A 13,281-nucleotide genomic window follows, 5' to 3' on the forward strand; every position below is an offset into this window, starting at 1 on the left:
CGGATCCGCCACGGGCCTCCTGTCCTCGTGCATGCGCGTGCTACTTCCGCAGCTCCAGGTACTTGGCGATGAGCGCCTTGGTCGAGGAGTCCTGCGCGTCGAGGACGGCCTGGTCGCCCTCGACGGCCGGAGTGACCTGCAGCGCCAGCTGCTTGCCGAGCTCCACGCCCCACTGGTCGAACGAGTCGATGCCCCAGATGGTGCCCTCGGTGAACACGATGTGCTCGTACAGCGCGATGAGCTGCCCGAGGACGCTCGGCGTGAGCTCCGGCGCGAGGATCGACGCCGTCGGCTTGTTGCCCGGGAACGTGCGTGCCGCGACGATCCCCTCGTCGGTGGTGCCCTCGGCACGGACCTCGTCGGCGGTCTTGCCGAACGCGAGCGCCTTGGTCTGCGCGAAGAAGTTCGCGAGGAACAGGGTGTGCACGTCGGTGCCGGGCTGGACGCCCTTGCCGTCGCCGGTCTCGTCCGTGAGCGGCCGCGGCGGGTTCGCGATCGTGATGAAGTCGGCCGGGATGAGGTTCGTGCCCTGGTGGATGAGCTGGTAGAACGCGTGCTGGCCGTTCGTGCCGGGCTCGCCCCAGAAGACCTCACCGGTGGAGGTCGTCACCGGGCTGCCGTCCCAGCGGACGCGCTTGCCGTTCGACTCCATCGTGAGCTGCTGCAGGTACGCGGGGAAGCGGTGCAGGTACTGCGTGTAGGGCAGCACCGCGTGGCTCTGGGCACCGAGGAAGTTCGAGTACCAGACGTTGAGCAGGCCCATCAGGACGGGGACGTTCTGCTCGAGCGGGGTCGTGCGGACGTGCTCGTCGATCGCATGGAAGCCCGCGAGGAACTGCTCCCAGTTCTCCTTGCCGATCGCGACGACCACGGCGGTGCCGATCGCGGAGTCGACCGAGTAGCGGCCGCCCACCCAGTCCCAGAAGCCGAACGCGTTCTCCGGGTCGATGCCGAACGCGGCGACCTTGTCGAGGGCGGTCGAGACGGCGACGAAGTGCTTCGCGACCGCGTTCGCCCGGTCCGCGTCGGAGCCGTCGGTGAGCCCGAGGCGCTCCCAGAGCCACTGGCGTGCGAGCCGGGCGTTCGTCAGGGTCTCGAGCGTGCCGAAGGTCTTCGACGCGACGATGAAGAGGGTGGTCTCCGGGTCGAGGTCGGCCGTCTTCTCGTAGATGTCGGCCGGGTCGATGTTCGAGACGAAGCGGGCTTCGAGCCCCTCCTGCACGTACGGCTTGAGTGCCTCGTAGACCATCACCGGGCCGAGGTCGGAGCCACCGATGCCGATGTTGACGACGGTCTCGATGCGCTTGCCGGTCACGCCGGTCCAGGCACCGGAGCGGATCTGCTCGGCGAACGCGTAGACCTTGTCGAGGGTCGCGTGCACGTCCGCGTCGACGTCCTGCCCGTCGACGACGAGCGCCGGGGAGGCACCGGCGGGACGACGGAGTGCGGTGTGGAGGACGGCACGGTCCTCGGTGACGTTGATGTGCTCGCCGGCGAGCATCGCGCGGAAACGCTCGGCGACACCGGTGTCCTCGGCGACCTGCAGCAGGTTCGCGAGGATCTCCTCGGTCACGAGGCCCTTCGAGAGGTCGACGGTGAGGTCGGCGGCCTGGAACGTGTACTTCGCAGCACGCTCGGGGTCGCTGTCGAACCACCCGCGCAGGTCCGGGGTGAAGCCGTCGGCGATGGCGGCGAGCTTCTTCCAGCCGTCGGTCGATGTGGGGTCGACGGGAGCGGATTCGGTCACGAGGGGTCCTCCTGGATCACGTGGGAACACAGTCCGCCGGTCACCGCAGCGCTGCGTCGCGGACCACGTTCGAGCGTAGTGCCGTCGCGGTGCGCCCGCGCACAGTCCGCGTTCGCTGTGGACGGACCCTCGCCCGGTCTCACCGGTGCAGGAAGGGAACCGGATCCGGACCGGACCACCTCGGCGCCCGCAGCGTGCCCCGGTCAGGCGAGCAGCGCCTCCAGGACGTCGGCGACGGGACCGTCGGACGCGGCACGCCAGGCACGACCCGCCCACAGGTGCAGGCGGTGCGGATCGCCGCTCGCGGCGGCGTCGGTCCGGAGCGGCCGCGTCAGGTGGTGCAGCGCCGGGTAGCCGAGCGGCGCGTCCGGGTGCGCGCGCGTGAACGCGTTCGCGAGTGCCCGGGCCGGGCGCCCGGTGAACGCCCGGGTGACGACCGTCCGGTCGAACGCCGCGTCGACGAGCGCCGCTCGGTGCACCGGCGACGTCCCCGCTTCGTCGGTCCGCAGCACGGCGGTGCCCACGGCGACCGCCGAGGCCCCGGCCGCGAGCTGCTCGCCGACGTCCGCCGCCCCGCCGATGCCGCCGGCGGCGACGATCGGCAGCGTCGTCGCCGACACCACCGAACGGACCAGGTCCGGCAGCGGCACGGCCCGCACCGGCGACCGGGGGTCCAGTACCGCGGAGTGTCCACCGGCGGCCTCCCCCTGCACGAGCAGGACGTCGACGCCCCGCTCCGCCGCCGCGACCGCCTCGGCCGGGGTCGTCACCGACTGCACGGTCACGACCCCGCGCTGCCGGAGAGCCTCGACGACGTCACGGGCCGGCAACCCGAACGTGAACGAGACCACGGGGACGGGGTCGTCCAGGAGCGCGGTGACCTTGTCGGACCAGGCGTCGTCGTCCTCGCGCAGCGTCGGGAGGGCACGGCCGGACTCCCGCTCCAGCTCGCCGCGGTACGCGTCGTACACGGCGGGGGCGATCGGCACCGGGTTCGGGACGAAGAGGTTCACGCCGAACGTCCCGACCCCCGCGGAACGGACCGCCGCGATCTGGTCGCGGAGCGCGTCGACGTCCTGGTAGCCGGCGGCGAGCTGGGCGAAGTGGCCGCTCCGAGCGGTCGCGACGACGAGGTCCGGGGTGCTCGGGCCGCCCGCCATCGGGGCGACGTGGACAGGTGCTGCGGCGCCGAGCACACCGGGCAGGGAACGCATGCACCCATCTTGCCGCGACGGCCACCACGGCCGCGGCGTCGCGGCCGCTGCGCTGTCCCGGTCAGCCGCCGCCGCGCCGCGCGCTCAGGCCGCCGGCCGGAACCGCCGCAGCCGCAGGCTGTTGGTGACGACGAACACCGACGAGAACGCCATCGCCGCCCCCGCGAGCACGGGGTTCAGCAGTCCCGCCATCGCGAGCGGGATCGCCGCCACGTTGTACGCGAAGGCCCAGAACAGGTTCCCCTTGATCGTGCGGAGCGTCGCCCGCGACAGCCGGACGGCGTCCGCCACGACCGTGAGCCGGCCGCTCACCACGGTGATGTCGCTCGCCGCGATCGCGGCGTCCGTCCCGGCTCCCATCGCGATCCCGAGGTCGGCCGCCGCGAGCGCTGCCGCGTCGTTCACGCCGTCGCCGACCATCGCGACGACGCGGCCCTCGCCCTGCAGCCGTCGCACGGTGTCGAGCTTCGAGGCGGGGGTCGCCCGGGCGTGCACCTCGTCGATGCCGACGGCGTCCGCCACCGCGCGTGCGGCTCCGTCGTTGTCGCCGGTGAGCAGGACGGGGTGCAGCCCGAGGGCCCGGAAGCGCTCGACCGCGAGGGCCGACTCGTCCTTCACGGTGTCGCCGACGACGACCACGCCGAGGGCCGTGCCGTTCCGGGCGACGACGACCGCGGTGGCCCCGTCGGCCTCCGCACGAGCGACCGCGTCCACCGTGTCCGACGCGACGGCGACCGCCCACGCGTCGCGCAGCCAGTCGAGGCCGCCGACGAACACGGCGTCGCCGTCCACGACGGCCTGCACACCCGAGCCCGGGGTCGCGACGAAGTCGTCGGCGCGGGGCACGTCGACGCCACGGTCCCGCGCTGCGGCGACCACCGCCCGTGCCACGGGGTGCTCGGAGCCGTCCTCGACGGCGGCGGCCATCGCGAGCAGGTCGGCGTCGCTCAGCGCTGGTCGCTCCGCGCCGCTCGCGGGCACGACCGACCGCACGGTCATCGCACCGGTGGTCACCGTCCCGGTCTTGTCGAGCACGATCGTGTCGACGGTCCGGGTGCGTTCGAGCACCTCCGGCCCGCCGATCAGGATGCCGAGCTGCGACCCGCGGCCGGTCCCGACGAGCAGGGCCGTGGGCGTCGCGAGTCCGAGTGCGCACGGGCAGGCGATGATGAGCGTCGCCACCGCAGCGGTGAACGCCGCCGTGAGGGAGCCGCCGAGCACGAGCCACCCGACGAACGCGAGGAGCGCCAGCCCGATGACGACGGGCACGAAGACCCCGGACACCCGGTCGGCCAGCCGCTGCACGTCGGCCTTGCCGGTCTGGGCCTCCTCCACGAGCCGTCCCATCCGGGCGAGCTCGGTCTCGGCGCCGACCGCGGTGATCGTCACCTCGAGTCGGCCGCCGACGTTCACGGTGGCCCCGGTGACGTGGTCACCGGTCCGGACCTCGACCGGCACTGCTTCGCCGGTGAGCATGCTGAGGTCGACCGCCGACGCCCCCGCCCGGACGACGCCGTCGCTCGGGATGCGCTCGCCCGGCCGGACGACCACCACGTCACCGACGGCGAGGGAGGACACCGGAACGCGGACCTCGGTGTCGCCGCGGAGCACCGAAGCGTCCTTCGCGCCGAGTTCGAGCAGCGCCCGCAGCGCCGCGCCGGACTCACGCTTCGCCCGGGCCTCCATGTACCGCCCGGCGAGCACGAACACCGTCACGGCGGAGGCGACCTCGAGGTAGAGCTCGGCCCCCTCCGGATCGGCCGCGAACCACGAGAACGACATGTGCATCCCCGGCATCCCGGCGTCACCGAGGAACAGCGCGTACAGCGACCACAGGAAGGCTGCGAGGACGCCGACGCTCACCAGGGTGTCCATCGTCGCCGCACCGTGGCGCGCGTTCACCCAGGCGGCCCGGTGGAACGGCAGGGCGCCCCACACCGCGACGGGGGCCGCGAGCGTCAGCGCCGCCCACTGCCAGTTCGGGAACTGCAGGACGGGCACCATCGAGAGCACGACGACCGGGAGCGCGAGCACCGCCGACACCACGAGACGCCGTCCGAGCAGTGTCGTCTCGTCGTCCGCGGGCGGTGTGTCGGTGGACGCCGATGGCGGGGCCGGGACCGTCGCCCCGTAGCCCGCCGACGCGACGGTGGCGATGAGCCGGTCGACGTCGACGTCGGCGGTGTCCTCGACACGCACCTGCGCCCGCTCGGTCGCGTAGTTCACCGTGGCGGTGACGCCGGGCAGCTTGCCGAGCTTCCGCTCGATGCGGTTCGCGCACGAGGCGCAGGTCATCCCGGTGATGTCGAGCTCGACGTCGCTCACGGACGCACGACCTCGTACCCCGCTTCCGCGATCGCCGCGCGGAGGACGTCGTCGTCGACGGGCGCGTCCGAGGTCACGGTGACGGACGACGAGCCGCCGGGCACGAGGTCGACCGCGACGCCCTGGACGCCGTCGACCTCGGCGAGTTCCTCGGTGACGCTCATCACGCAGTGTTCGCAGGTCATGCCGGTGACGAGCAGGGTCTCGGTGGTCATGCTGGTTCCCTCCATCGGGTTCGGTCGGTTCAGGAGCGGACGAGGCGCGCGATCGCGTCGCTCGCCTCCCGCACCTTCTGGTCGGCGGCGTCGCCGCCCTCGGCGACGGCCTCGGCGACGCAGTGCCCGAGGTGGTCCTCGAGCAGGGAGAGCGCCACGCGTTCGAGCGCCCGGTTCGCCGCGGAGATCTGGGTGAGGACGTCGATGCAGTAGGTCTCGTCCTCGACCATGCGCGCGATGCCGCGCACCTGGCCCTCGGCGCGGCGGAGCCGCTTGAGCAGGTCGTCCTTGTCGCCGATGTAGCCGACGTGCGCGTGCGTGTCCTCGTGCATCGTTCCTCCGTCCACGGCAACATGGTACCCCCCTGGGGTATTCCGGGTCACGAGACCGCATGGCCGCGACACCCGGACGGGAGGCACGGCTCGGCTTCCCGGGGCGCGTGGCGCTCCGGTAGGTTCCGGTCTCGTGCATCGTCTCTCCCCCGGTCAGCGCTGGGTCGTCGGCCTCGGCGTCTTCGCGCTCGTCCTCCTCGTGGTCGGTCTCATCGCGGTCGCCGCCGGTCTCCACGCCGCGGGCGAGACCTGCTCGGACGACGGCTTCGTGACGACGTGCCCAGGTGACGGCTCGGGTGTCGTGTGGGGCGGCGTCCTCGCGGTCGTCGGCCTGCTGCACCTCGGCCTCACCGGGCTGGCCGCGCGCTCGTGTGGACCTCGACGCCGACCATCGGGCCGGCCCCCGCGAAGCTGTCGGCGAACGGCCTCCCGCGCGAGGTCGTGCGGGTGTTCGCGGTCGGCGACCTCCGGACGCGCTCCACACAGAACCGGGTCCTCGGGCGCACCGTCCGTGGCGACGAGGACGCCATCAGGGGCTGGGTGCACGAGGACGGCGTGTCCCGGCCGACCGCACCGGATGACGTCCTCGGCGGCGCGGTCCTGACGCTCGAGGACTGGCAACTGACCGCGCTCGACCGGTTCCTCGGGCCTGGGTTCCGCCGGGTCGAGGTCGAGACCGTCTCCGGCACGACGGCGTGGGTCTTCACCCCGGTCGTGTAAGCAGTCCTCATGAGCACCGCGTCGTCCAACGGGTTCCGGAAAGCGCGGTACACGCACGACGACGGCACCGACTACGGCACGATCTTCACGTCCGAGTACGCCGGTCGGCAGTTCGCGAGCGAGACCTACGCCACGCCGGACACCCGGTACGAGTACACGGTCGTGGGCGACGACGACCTCACCCTCCGCTCGATGCGCGCCCTCGGTGGACGCCGGGGCGGTGTGATCGGGCCGCGGACCGACCACGTGGTGTTCTGGCTGACCGAGGGCGAGCTCGAGATGCACTTCCCGGACCGCACACGCGTCGTCCGGCCGGGAACGCCGTACATCGCGTCCGCGTCCGAGGCGTACCGCTTCGAGTCGTCGGGCACGATCTACCACGGCATCCACGTCGCCGACTCGTTCATCCGGGAGGTCGGACGCCAGCTCGGCTTCCGGCTGCCCGACGGTCCGCTGCTCTTCGACCAGCAGGACGAAGCGATCGCCCGACGGGAACCCCTGCGCCGGCTCCTCCGCGAGCTGCAGTGCTCCCTGTTCGACGAGCGCGTGACCGGACCCATGCGGACGGCCCTCAACCGCCGACTGGCGACCGTGGTGCTCGACACGTTCCCGATCCGGAACCGCGGGGACGACGTGCCGGTGGCGACCCGGCTGCGGGACGCCGTGCGCTTCATCGAGGAGCACGGCGCCGAACGCCCGTCCGTCGCCCGCATCGCGGCGTCCTGCGGGCTGAGCGAACGCGGTCTGCACGAGGTCTTCGCCCGCACGATGGGCACGAGCCCACGCCGGTTCCTCCGCGACCACCGACTCGACCGGGTCCGGGACGAGCTCCTCCAGGGCGACGACCCGACCGTCTCGGCCGTGTCCGTCCGATGGGGGTTCACCAACCCGGGACGCTTCGCACGCGACTACCGGGAGCGCTTCGGTGAGGACCCCGCCGCGACGCTCCGTGACCGGTCGAACGCGCGACTCCGGCTCGCGGTCGCGTTCATCGAGCAGCACGTGGACGAGCGCCTGACGGTGACCCGCATCGCCGAGGCCGCCGGTGTCCGACCACGTCGTCTCCAGCAGCTGTTCCAGGCCGAACACGGCACGACACCGACCGCCTACGTCGCCGCGGTCCGGCGGCGGAACGCTCCGCAGCCGGCCACTGTCCGGACGCACTGAGTCAGCCGCTTCCCGCGTCCTGCTCACCGGTGCCGTACGGCGGGGTACACGAACCGGCGTGATCGGCGCCCTTTCCTGGGAGTCCGCTGGTTCGTCTCAGCTCCCCGTGACGACGGTCGGTGGTGCCCCGTCTCATCCGTGAACAGCAACCGCTGGGAACGCCCGGCGGGACACGGAAGGAGCAACCATGGCTGACACCACGACCACCACGACCACCACGCCTCGCACCGCAGCGGGCTCGACCAGCGCTTCGGGCAAGACCGTCATCGACGACACCGTCGTCGCGAAGGTCGCCGGCATCGCCGCCCGCGAGGTCAACGGCGTGCACTCGCTCGGCACCGGTGCCGCCCGCGCGATCGGTGCGATCCGCGACGCGATCGGCCAGCGCGACTTCGGTCAGGGCGTCAAGGTCGAGGTCGGCGAGAAGCAGGTCGCGGCGGACGTCGTGATCGTCGCCGAGTACCCGGTCGCCCTCCAGCAGGTCGCCGACGGCGTCCGCTCCGGCGTGGCGCGTGCCCTCGAGCAGATCGTCGGCATGGAGGTCGCCGAGGTCAACGTGACCGTCCAGGACGTCTACATCCCGGGCGACGACGACGACAACGACGACAAGAAGGAGTCGCGCGTTGAGTAACACACTCGTCGGTGCGCTGATCGGCGCCATCCTCGCCGTCGTCGCGCTGCAGTTCGGCTTCTGGGGCTTCGTCCTCGTCATCGTGTTCGGCGCGATCGGTGCCCTCGTGGCCGCGATCAGTTCGGGCAAGATCGACCGCGGTGCCCTGACCGACGTGCTGACCGGACGCCGGAGCTCCCGGTGACCGCCGGCCCGGGCGTGCCCGGCCGCGTCGAGGTCACCGCCCGGGCTCTGAACTCGCTCGCGCGGGCCGTTGCAGCCGAACGGCTCGGCGCCCCCGCCCGGCGGGTCCGGGTCGGACTCGGCGACGCGGCGGGAGCCCTGACGATCGACGTCGAGAGCCCCGTCCGCTCGCAGGACGACCTCGTCACCGCCGCCGGCCGCGCTGCCGGTGACATCCGCGATCGCGTCGCAGCCCTCACCGGCCGGCGCGTCGGCTCCACCCACATCGAACTCACCGGCATCGTGCGCGAGCACGACGGCCGCGTCCGCTAGGAGGTCGCAATGAGCAACGGAACCGTCGAACGACGCATCCGTCGCCGCAGCGTGCACCCGTCCCGCTCCACCGCGGTGTCGATGGCGCTCGTGGTGCTCGTCCTCGTGGCGGCGTGGATCGGTACGGAGTCGGTCCTGCAGGCCGTCGGTGCGGCGCCGCTGTTGGCGGACCCGCAGACGGTCGTCGACGCAGCACTCAAGCCGGACGCCGCGTTCACGACGATCGTCGAGGTCGTCGCGGTCGTGCTCGTGGTCCTCGGCATCGTGCTGATCGTCCTGGCCCTCAAGCCCGGCCGCCAGCACCGCTCCGCCGTCGAGCACGAGCGTGGCGCGGTCGTCATCGACACCCGCATCCTCGCCTCCACTGCAGCGAACGCCGCCGGGCTCGCCGCCGGCGTCCCCGAGGACAACACCTCCGCGACCGCCCGAGGCCGCAGCACTGAGGTCCGCGTCGTGCCCGTCACCGGTGTCCCGGTCGACGAGCAGCGGGTCCGCGAGGCCGTGCAGCAGCGGCTCGGTCGCCTCGACGACCGGTTCGGCAAGCGTGTGAAGGTCCGTGTGGAGGAGAAGGGAACGCTGGCATGACCAAGAGCAACCGCACCCTGAACCGGATCATCCTGCTCGTCCTCGGCCTGGTCGCCGTCATCGTCGGCCTGACCATCGGCGTGGGCGTGCTGGCCCCGGTCCGGACCGCCCTGCAGCCGTACGTGACGTTCCCGTCGAACGTGACCGTGCCCGCGGCGTCGCTGTGGATCGTCGCCGCCGCGTGCGCGGTGCTGATCGTGCTGGCGCTGCTGTGGGTGTTCACCCGTGGCCGCGGCGGTACGTCCGTCGCCGTCCGGGAACGCAACGGTGAGGACCAGGTCACGATCAACGTCGCGCTCGTGCGGGACGTCATCGACCACGAACTCGCCGGCGTCCGCGACGTCGTCGGCTCCAAGGTCGACACGTACCTGGTCAAGAAGCAGCGCGCCGCACGGATCCGGGTGAACGTGCGCCGCGGCGGTGACGCCGTGAGCGTCCTCGACGCCGTCGATGACGCCATCGGCGTGCTGGACCGCACCCTCGGCCGGCAGGTCCCGGTGTTGGTCCACCTCACCGGCGGCACCCGCGCCGCACTCGCCAAACCCACCCGCGTGCAGTAGACCGCACCACCAACCACACGCAACCAGACCCCGGGAGACACACCACGCCTCCCGGGCCGCCCGCCAGGGGAACCGGGCCGACGCCCGAACGAGAGAGAGGAGCCCGTCATGGGTCTCGACGACAAGATCAAGAACGCTGCCCAGGACCTCGCCGGCAAGGCCAAGGAGGCCGTCGGCAAGGCGACCAACGACGACCAGAAGGTCGCCGAGGGCAAGAAGGACCAGGCCGCGGCGAGCGCCAAGAAGACCGGCGAAGACGTCAAGGACGTCTTGAAGTAACCCCGCACGGACCCGGACGCCGCCCGCCCACGGTGGGCGGCGTCCGTCGTCCCGGAGCAAGGAGGAAGTCATGCAGCACGACCCGAACGCCCGGACGCAGATCACCGAGGTCCCCCTGCCGGCAGAGCTCACCGAGCCCCTGCCCGCGGACGCCTCGCGCGTGACCGTCGCCGCCCGCACCGCCGCCGAGACCGCCCTCGGGGTGCACGGGGTCCACCACCTCGGCAACCTCCTGGCCCGTGCAGCCGACCGGGTGCGCTCCCAGTTCGGTCGCTCCGCCGGGACGACCGGGGTGCAGGTCGACGAGGAGGACGGCGCGCTCGACGTCGTCGTCTCCATCGTCGTCGAGTACCCGGAGCCCGTGGTGTCGGTCACCGACGAGGTGCGTCGGCAGGTCCGCGAGGCCGTGTCGCAGCTCGGCGACGGCACCGTGACCGTCGACGTGCGTGTGCTCGACGTGCACGGGCCGTTCGACGACGAGCCCAGCGCGCTGGACCGTGCCGTCGAGTCCGGCAAGGACGCGGTGGACCGGGCGAAGACCGCGGCCTCGGACGCCGCGGCCGACATCGAGGAGAACGCCGCCGACGTGGCCGAGCGTGCTCGCGACGCCGCTGGCCGCGCGGTGGACCGTGCCGGTGACGCGGCCGACTCGGCGCGTGCCGCCGTCGCGGACGCCACCGATCGCGCTCGCGAGGTCGCCTCGGACACGGCGGACCGCGCCCGTGCGGTGGCGTCCGACACCGCCGACACCGCGCGTTCGGTCGCTGCGGACGCCGCCGAAGGTGCTCGCGAAGGCGCCGACCGCGCCCGTGAGGGTGTCGCCGACGCCGCGGACCGTGCCCACGACGGTGCCGACCGTGCCCGTGAGGCTGCCTCGGACGCCGTCGACCACGCGAAGGACGCGGCTGGGGCAGCCCGGGACGCTGCAGCCGGCGCAGGGGCCGAGGTGACCGACCGGGCTGCGCGCGCCGCAGACGAAGCCGCCGAATCCGCCCGTGCGGCCGGCACCCACGCCCAGGACGCGTCCGCGGACGCGGCGGTGGCCGGTGACCGTGCGGACGCCGCCGGTGCGGACGACCGCCACGAGGGCACCGTCGAGTCCGACGAGGACCAGGTCGCCGACGCCCTCGACGACGCCTCCGCCACCCTGTCCCGTGCTGCCGACGCCCTCCGCGAGGACGCTGACGCGCACCGTGACGAGCAGCCCGACGGGAAGCACGACGGGGAGCGGCCGTGACCGTGCTCCGGGGCATCGGACGTGACCGCCCCCGGGCACGCCGTCCGCGGCCCCGGGGCGTCTGGATCGCGTCCGGCATCGGGGTCGTCCTGCTCCTCGCGATCGCCGTCGGGGCGTTCTTCCCGCTCGTCGGGTTCCTCGCCGGGGTCACGGCGACCACCGCGGGGCTGGTCCCGTTCCCGTTCGTGCGGGTGAGCCTCGTCGCCCTCCTCGGCCTGGTCGTCGTGCTCGCGCTCGTCCTCCTCGCCCTCACTCGGCGGCACACCGCGACCTCGGTCGTCGCGGTCGTGTTCGCCGTGCTCGTCGCCCTCGCGGTGACGGCCTACCCGGTCGCCACGGTCGCGATCTCGTCGGCGGACCGCGCCGGCGACGTCTGGCCGATCGTCACCGGCCTCTGGCAGCGCTTCGCGGGCTGAGCCGCGACGCACTGCCGCCGCGGCACCCGCCGCACATCGAAGGGAGCACCACCATGCGGAACCGCATCATCCTGGTCGGACTCGTCGTCCTGCTCGGGTTCTGGCTCGGCGCACGGGCCAACCGTCCGGTCGTGAAGGACTCGAAGGCCGAGGTCGCTCGTCGTGCCCTCGCGGACCGACGCAATCGGAAGCGCCGGAAGGAACTCAAGCGCAAGCTCGGACTCGGCTGAGTCCTGCCCCACCGACCCCGTGCCGGGTCCGCGACCCGAACGCGGACCCGGCACGATCGTGTCCGGGGCCGGCGCCCGGCGTCCGGCACCCGGCGTCCGGCACCCGGCGTCCACGAGACTCGGCGCCGCAGCCGGACCGGGAGTCTCGATCGGCCCGAGATTCGGCTCGGCGGACAGTTTCGTGCCGTTCGGCCCACGAAGGTGTCCGCGGACGCGAGACTCGGGACAGGGGCAGCGGGCGCAGCGGGCACCCCGGAACCGGGCACCCCGGAACCGGGCAGCGGGCACCCCGGTACCGGGCAGCCGGCAGCCGGCACCGGCGTACCGGCTCAGCGCGCGGCGGCGAGCCGGTCGAGCCCCTCGTCGATCGACACGGACGGCATCCAGTCGAGGTCGCGGCGCGTTCGACGCTGGTCGAACCAGTGCGCCGTCGACAGCTGCTCCGCCAGGAACCGCGTCATCGGGGGTTCGTCCTGCCCCGGCCGCACCCGCCACACCGCCTCCACGACCGAGCCCGCGACCCGGGCGACCCCGGCGGGCACGTGCCACCGCGGCGCGGGAAAGCCGGACGCCGTGCAGATCCCGGCGAGGAGCTCCCCGACGGGCCGTGGCTCGCCGTTCGTCACGACGTACGCCGAGCCGTGCACACCGTCGTCGGTCGCGTGCTCGAGCGCCGCGACCATCGCCGATGCTGCGTTGTCGACGTAGAGCGTGTCGATGAGTGCCGCACCCGAGTCGAGGAGCGGCAGGCGCCCCGCTCGTGCCCGATCGACGATCCGCCCGACGAGCTGGGTGTCGCTCGGCCCCCACACCAGGTGCGGCCGGACCGCGACGACCGCGAACCCCGGCTCGTCCGCAGCCAGCGCGAGGAGCTCGGCGGCGGCCTTCGTGCGGGCGTACTCCCCGCGGGCACGGTCGGGTTCGGCGGGGCCCGCACCGACCCCGGCGAGCGACGTCCCGGTGTGCGCGACCGACGGCGAGGACACGAACACGACACGTCCGGCCCCCGCGGCCCGTGCGGCGTCGAGGAGCGCCCGGGTGCCGTCGACGTTCACGCGGCGGAAGTCGTCCGGGTCACCTGCGAGGGAGACCTTCGCGGCGAGGTGCACGACGGCGTCGACGCCGTCG

17 protein-coding genes are annotated in these 13,281 nt (G+C 73.1%); 11 read left to right on the forward strand and 6 right to left on the reverse strand.

Features of this window, described 5'->3' with window-relative positions; translation table 11 throughout:
* Positions 1-40 precede the first annotated feature (40 nt).
* The 5 genes from pgi to NS184_RS14195 form a co-directional block, all read right to left on the reverse strand.
* Positions 41-1,747: a glucose-6-phosphate isomerase gene (pgi, locus tag NS184_RS14175; RefSeq protein WP_058726757.1), complete on the reverse strand. Its 1,707-nt coding sequence runs from the start codon at positions 1,745-1,747 to the stop codon at positions 41-43.
* Between the two features lie 203 nt (positions 1,748-1,950).
* On the reverse strand, positions 1,951-2,961 hold the full coding sequence (locus NS184_RS14180) for a nitronate monooxygenase (RefSeq protein WP_058726758.1): 1,011 nt from the start codon (positions 2,959-2,961) through the stop codon (positions 1,951-1,953).
* An 84-nt stretch (positions 2,962-3,045) separates the two neighbouring features.
* The gene (locus tag NS184_RS14185; protein ID WP_275935035.1) at positions 3,046-5,286 is read right to left on the reverse strand and encodes a heavy metal translocating P-type ATPase; all 2,241 of its coding nucleotides are present in this window, start codon (positions 5,284-5,286) and stop codon (positions 3,046-3,048) included.
* The gene (locus NS184_RS14190) at positions 5,283-5,501 is read right to left on the reverse strand and encodes a heavy-metal-associated domain-containing protein (RefSeq protein WP_058726759.1); all 219 of its coding nucleotides are present in this window, start codon (positions 5,499-5,501) and stop codon (positions 5,283-5,285) included. Before NS184_RS14190 ends, NS184_RS14185 begins: the two co-directional genes overlap by 4 nt.
* 29 nt (positions 5,502-5,530) lie before the next feature.
* Positions 5,531-5,833, reverse strand: a complete 303-nt coding sequence (locus NS184_RS14195; RefSeq protein ID WP_058726760.1) for a metal-sensitive transcriptional regulator — start codon at positions 5,831-5,833, stop codon at positions 5,531-5,533.
* 369 nt (positions 5,834-6,202) lie between these two features.
* Here NS184_RS14195 and NS184_RS14200 point away from each other — a divergent pair, with 369 nt between their 5' ends.
* The 11 genes from NS184_RS14200 (at position 6,203) to NS184_RS18405 (ending at position 12,153) form a co-directional block, all read left to right on the forward strand.
* A complete protein-coding gene (locus NS184_RS14200) occupies positions 6,203-6,553 on the forward strand; it encodes a hypothetical protein (RefSeq protein WP_058726761.1) in 351 nt (116 codons plus the stop codon).
* Between the two features lie 9 nt (positions 6,554-6,562).
* Positions 6,563-7,720 (forward strand): helix-turn-helix domain-containing protein, encoded by a 1,158-nt coding sequence (locus NS184_RS14205; protein WP_058726762.1) that lies wholly within the window; start codon positions 6,563-6,565, stop codon positions 7,718-7,720.
* Between the two features lie 187 nt (positions 7,721-7,907).
* Positions 7,908-8,351 carry an Asp23/Gls24 family envelope stress response protein gene (locus tag NS184_RS14210; RefSeq protein WP_058726763.1) on the forward strand — a complete coding sequence of 148 codons (444 nt, stop codon included), beginning with the start codon at positions 7,908-7,910 and terminating at the stop codon, positions 8,349-8,351.
* The gene (locus tag NS184_RS14215; RefSeq protein WP_022902999.1) at positions 8,344-8,535 is read left to right on the forward strand and encodes a DUF2273 domain-containing protein; all 192 of its coding nucleotides are present in this window, start codon (positions 8,344-8,346) and stop codon (positions 8,533-8,535) included. Before NS184_RS14210 ends, NS184_RS14215 begins: the two co-directional genes overlap by 8 nt.
* On the forward strand, positions 8,532-8,846 hold the full coding sequence (locus NS184_RS14220) for a hypothetical protein (protein WP_058726764.1): 315 nt from the start codon (positions 8,532-8,534) through the stop codon (positions 8,844-8,846). Before NS184_RS14215 ends, NS184_RS14220 begins: the two co-directional genes overlap by 4 nt.
* Positions 8,847-8,855: 9 nt before the next feature.
* Entirely contained in the window at positions 8,856-9,431 is a 576-nt protein-coding gene (locus NS184_RS14225) for a DUF6286 domain-containing protein (protein ID WP_058726765.1), read from the forward strand.
* The gene (locus NS184_RS14230) at positions 9,428-9,991 is read left to right on the forward strand and encodes an ABC transporter permease (protein WP_058726766.1); all 564 of its coding nucleotides are present in this window, start codon (positions 9,428-9,430) and stop codon (positions 9,989-9,991) included. The genes NS184_RS14225 and NS184_RS14230 overlap by 4 nt, the downstream gene beginning before the upstream one ends.
* Before the next feature lie 108 nt (positions 9,992-10,099).
* Entirely contained in the window at positions 10,100-10,270 is a 171-nt protein-coding gene (locus NS184_RS14235; protein ID WP_058726767.1) for a CsbD family protein, read from the forward strand.
* Between the two features lie 70 nt (positions 10,271-10,340).
* Positions 10,341-11,507: an Asp23/Gls24 family envelope stress response protein gene (locus NS184_RS14240; protein WP_058726768.1), complete on the forward strand. Its 1,167-nt coding sequence runs from the start codon at positions 10,341-10,343 to the stop codon at positions 11,505-11,507.
* Entirely contained in the window at positions 11,504-11,923 is a 420-nt protein-coding gene (locus tag NS184_RS14245; protein WP_058726769.1) for a hypothetical protein, read from the forward strand. Before NS184_RS14240 ends, NS184_RS14245 begins: the two co-directional genes overlap by 4 nt.
* Before the next feature lie 53 nt (positions 11,924-11,976).
* Positions 11,977-12,153 (forward strand): hypothetical protein, encoded by a 177-nt coding sequence (locus NS184_RS18405; RefSeq protein ID WP_193750484.1) that lies wholly within the window; start codon positions 11,977-11,979, stop codon positions 12,151-12,153.
* A 329-nt stretch (positions 12,154-12,482) separates the two neighbouring features.
* Here the strand turns inward: NS184_RS18405 and NS184_RS14250 are convergent.
* Positions 12,483-13,281, reverse strand: a 799-nt coding sequence (locus tag NS184_RS14250) for an NAD-dependent epimerase/dehydratase family protein (protein WP_058726770.1), incomplete at its 5' end; no start/stop codon positions are given.

Source organism: Curtobacterium luteum, from assembly GCF_001475545.1.
GTDB lineage: Bacteria > Actinomycetota > Actinomycetes > Actinomycetales > Microbacteriaceae > Curtobacterium > Curtobacterium luteum_A.

Excerpts from the sequence above, each read along its gene's own strand:
- NS184_RS14180 (WP_058726758.1), bottom strand. The coding sequence starts at position 2,961 with ATGCGTTCCCTGCCCGGTGTGCTCGGCGCCGCAGCACCTGTCCACGTC.
- NS184_RS14190 (WP_058726759.1), bottom strand. The coding sequence starts at position 5,501 with ATGACCACCGAGACCCTGCTCGTCACCGGCATGACCTGCGAACACTGC.
- NS184_RS14195 (WP_058726760.1), bottom strand. The coding sequence starts at position 5,833 with ATGCACGAGGACACGCACGCGCACGTCGGCTACATCGGCGACAAGGAC.
- NS184_RS14205 (WP_058726762.1), top strand. The coding sequence starts at position 6,563 with ATGAGCACCGCGTCGTCCAACGGGTTCCGGAAAGCGCGGTACACGCAC.
- NS184_RS14210 (WP_058726763.1), top strand. The coding sequence starts at position 7,908 with ATGGCTGACACCACGACCACCACGACCACCACGCCTCGCACCGCAGCG.
- NS184_RS14225 (WP_058726765.1), top strand. The coding sequence starts at position 8,856 with ATGAGCAACGGAACCGTCGAACGACGCATCCGTCGCCGCAGCGTGCAC.
- NS184_RS14230 (WP_058726766.1), top strand. The coding sequence starts at position 9,428 with ATGACCAAGAGCAACCGCACCCTGAACCGGATCATCCTGCTCGTCCTC.
- NS184_RS14235 (WP_058726767.1), top strand. The coding sequence starts at position 10,100 with ATGGGTCTCGACGACAAGATCAAGAACGCTGCCCAGGACCTCGCCGGC.
- NS184_RS14240 (WP_058726768.1), top strand. The coding sequence starts at position 10,341 with ATGCAGCACGACCCGAACGCCCGGACGCAGATCACCGAGGTCCCCCTG.
- NS184_RS18405 (WP_193750484.1), top strand. The coding sequence starts at position 11,977 with ATGCGGAACCGCATCATCCTGGTCGGACTCGTCGTCCTGCTCGGGTTC.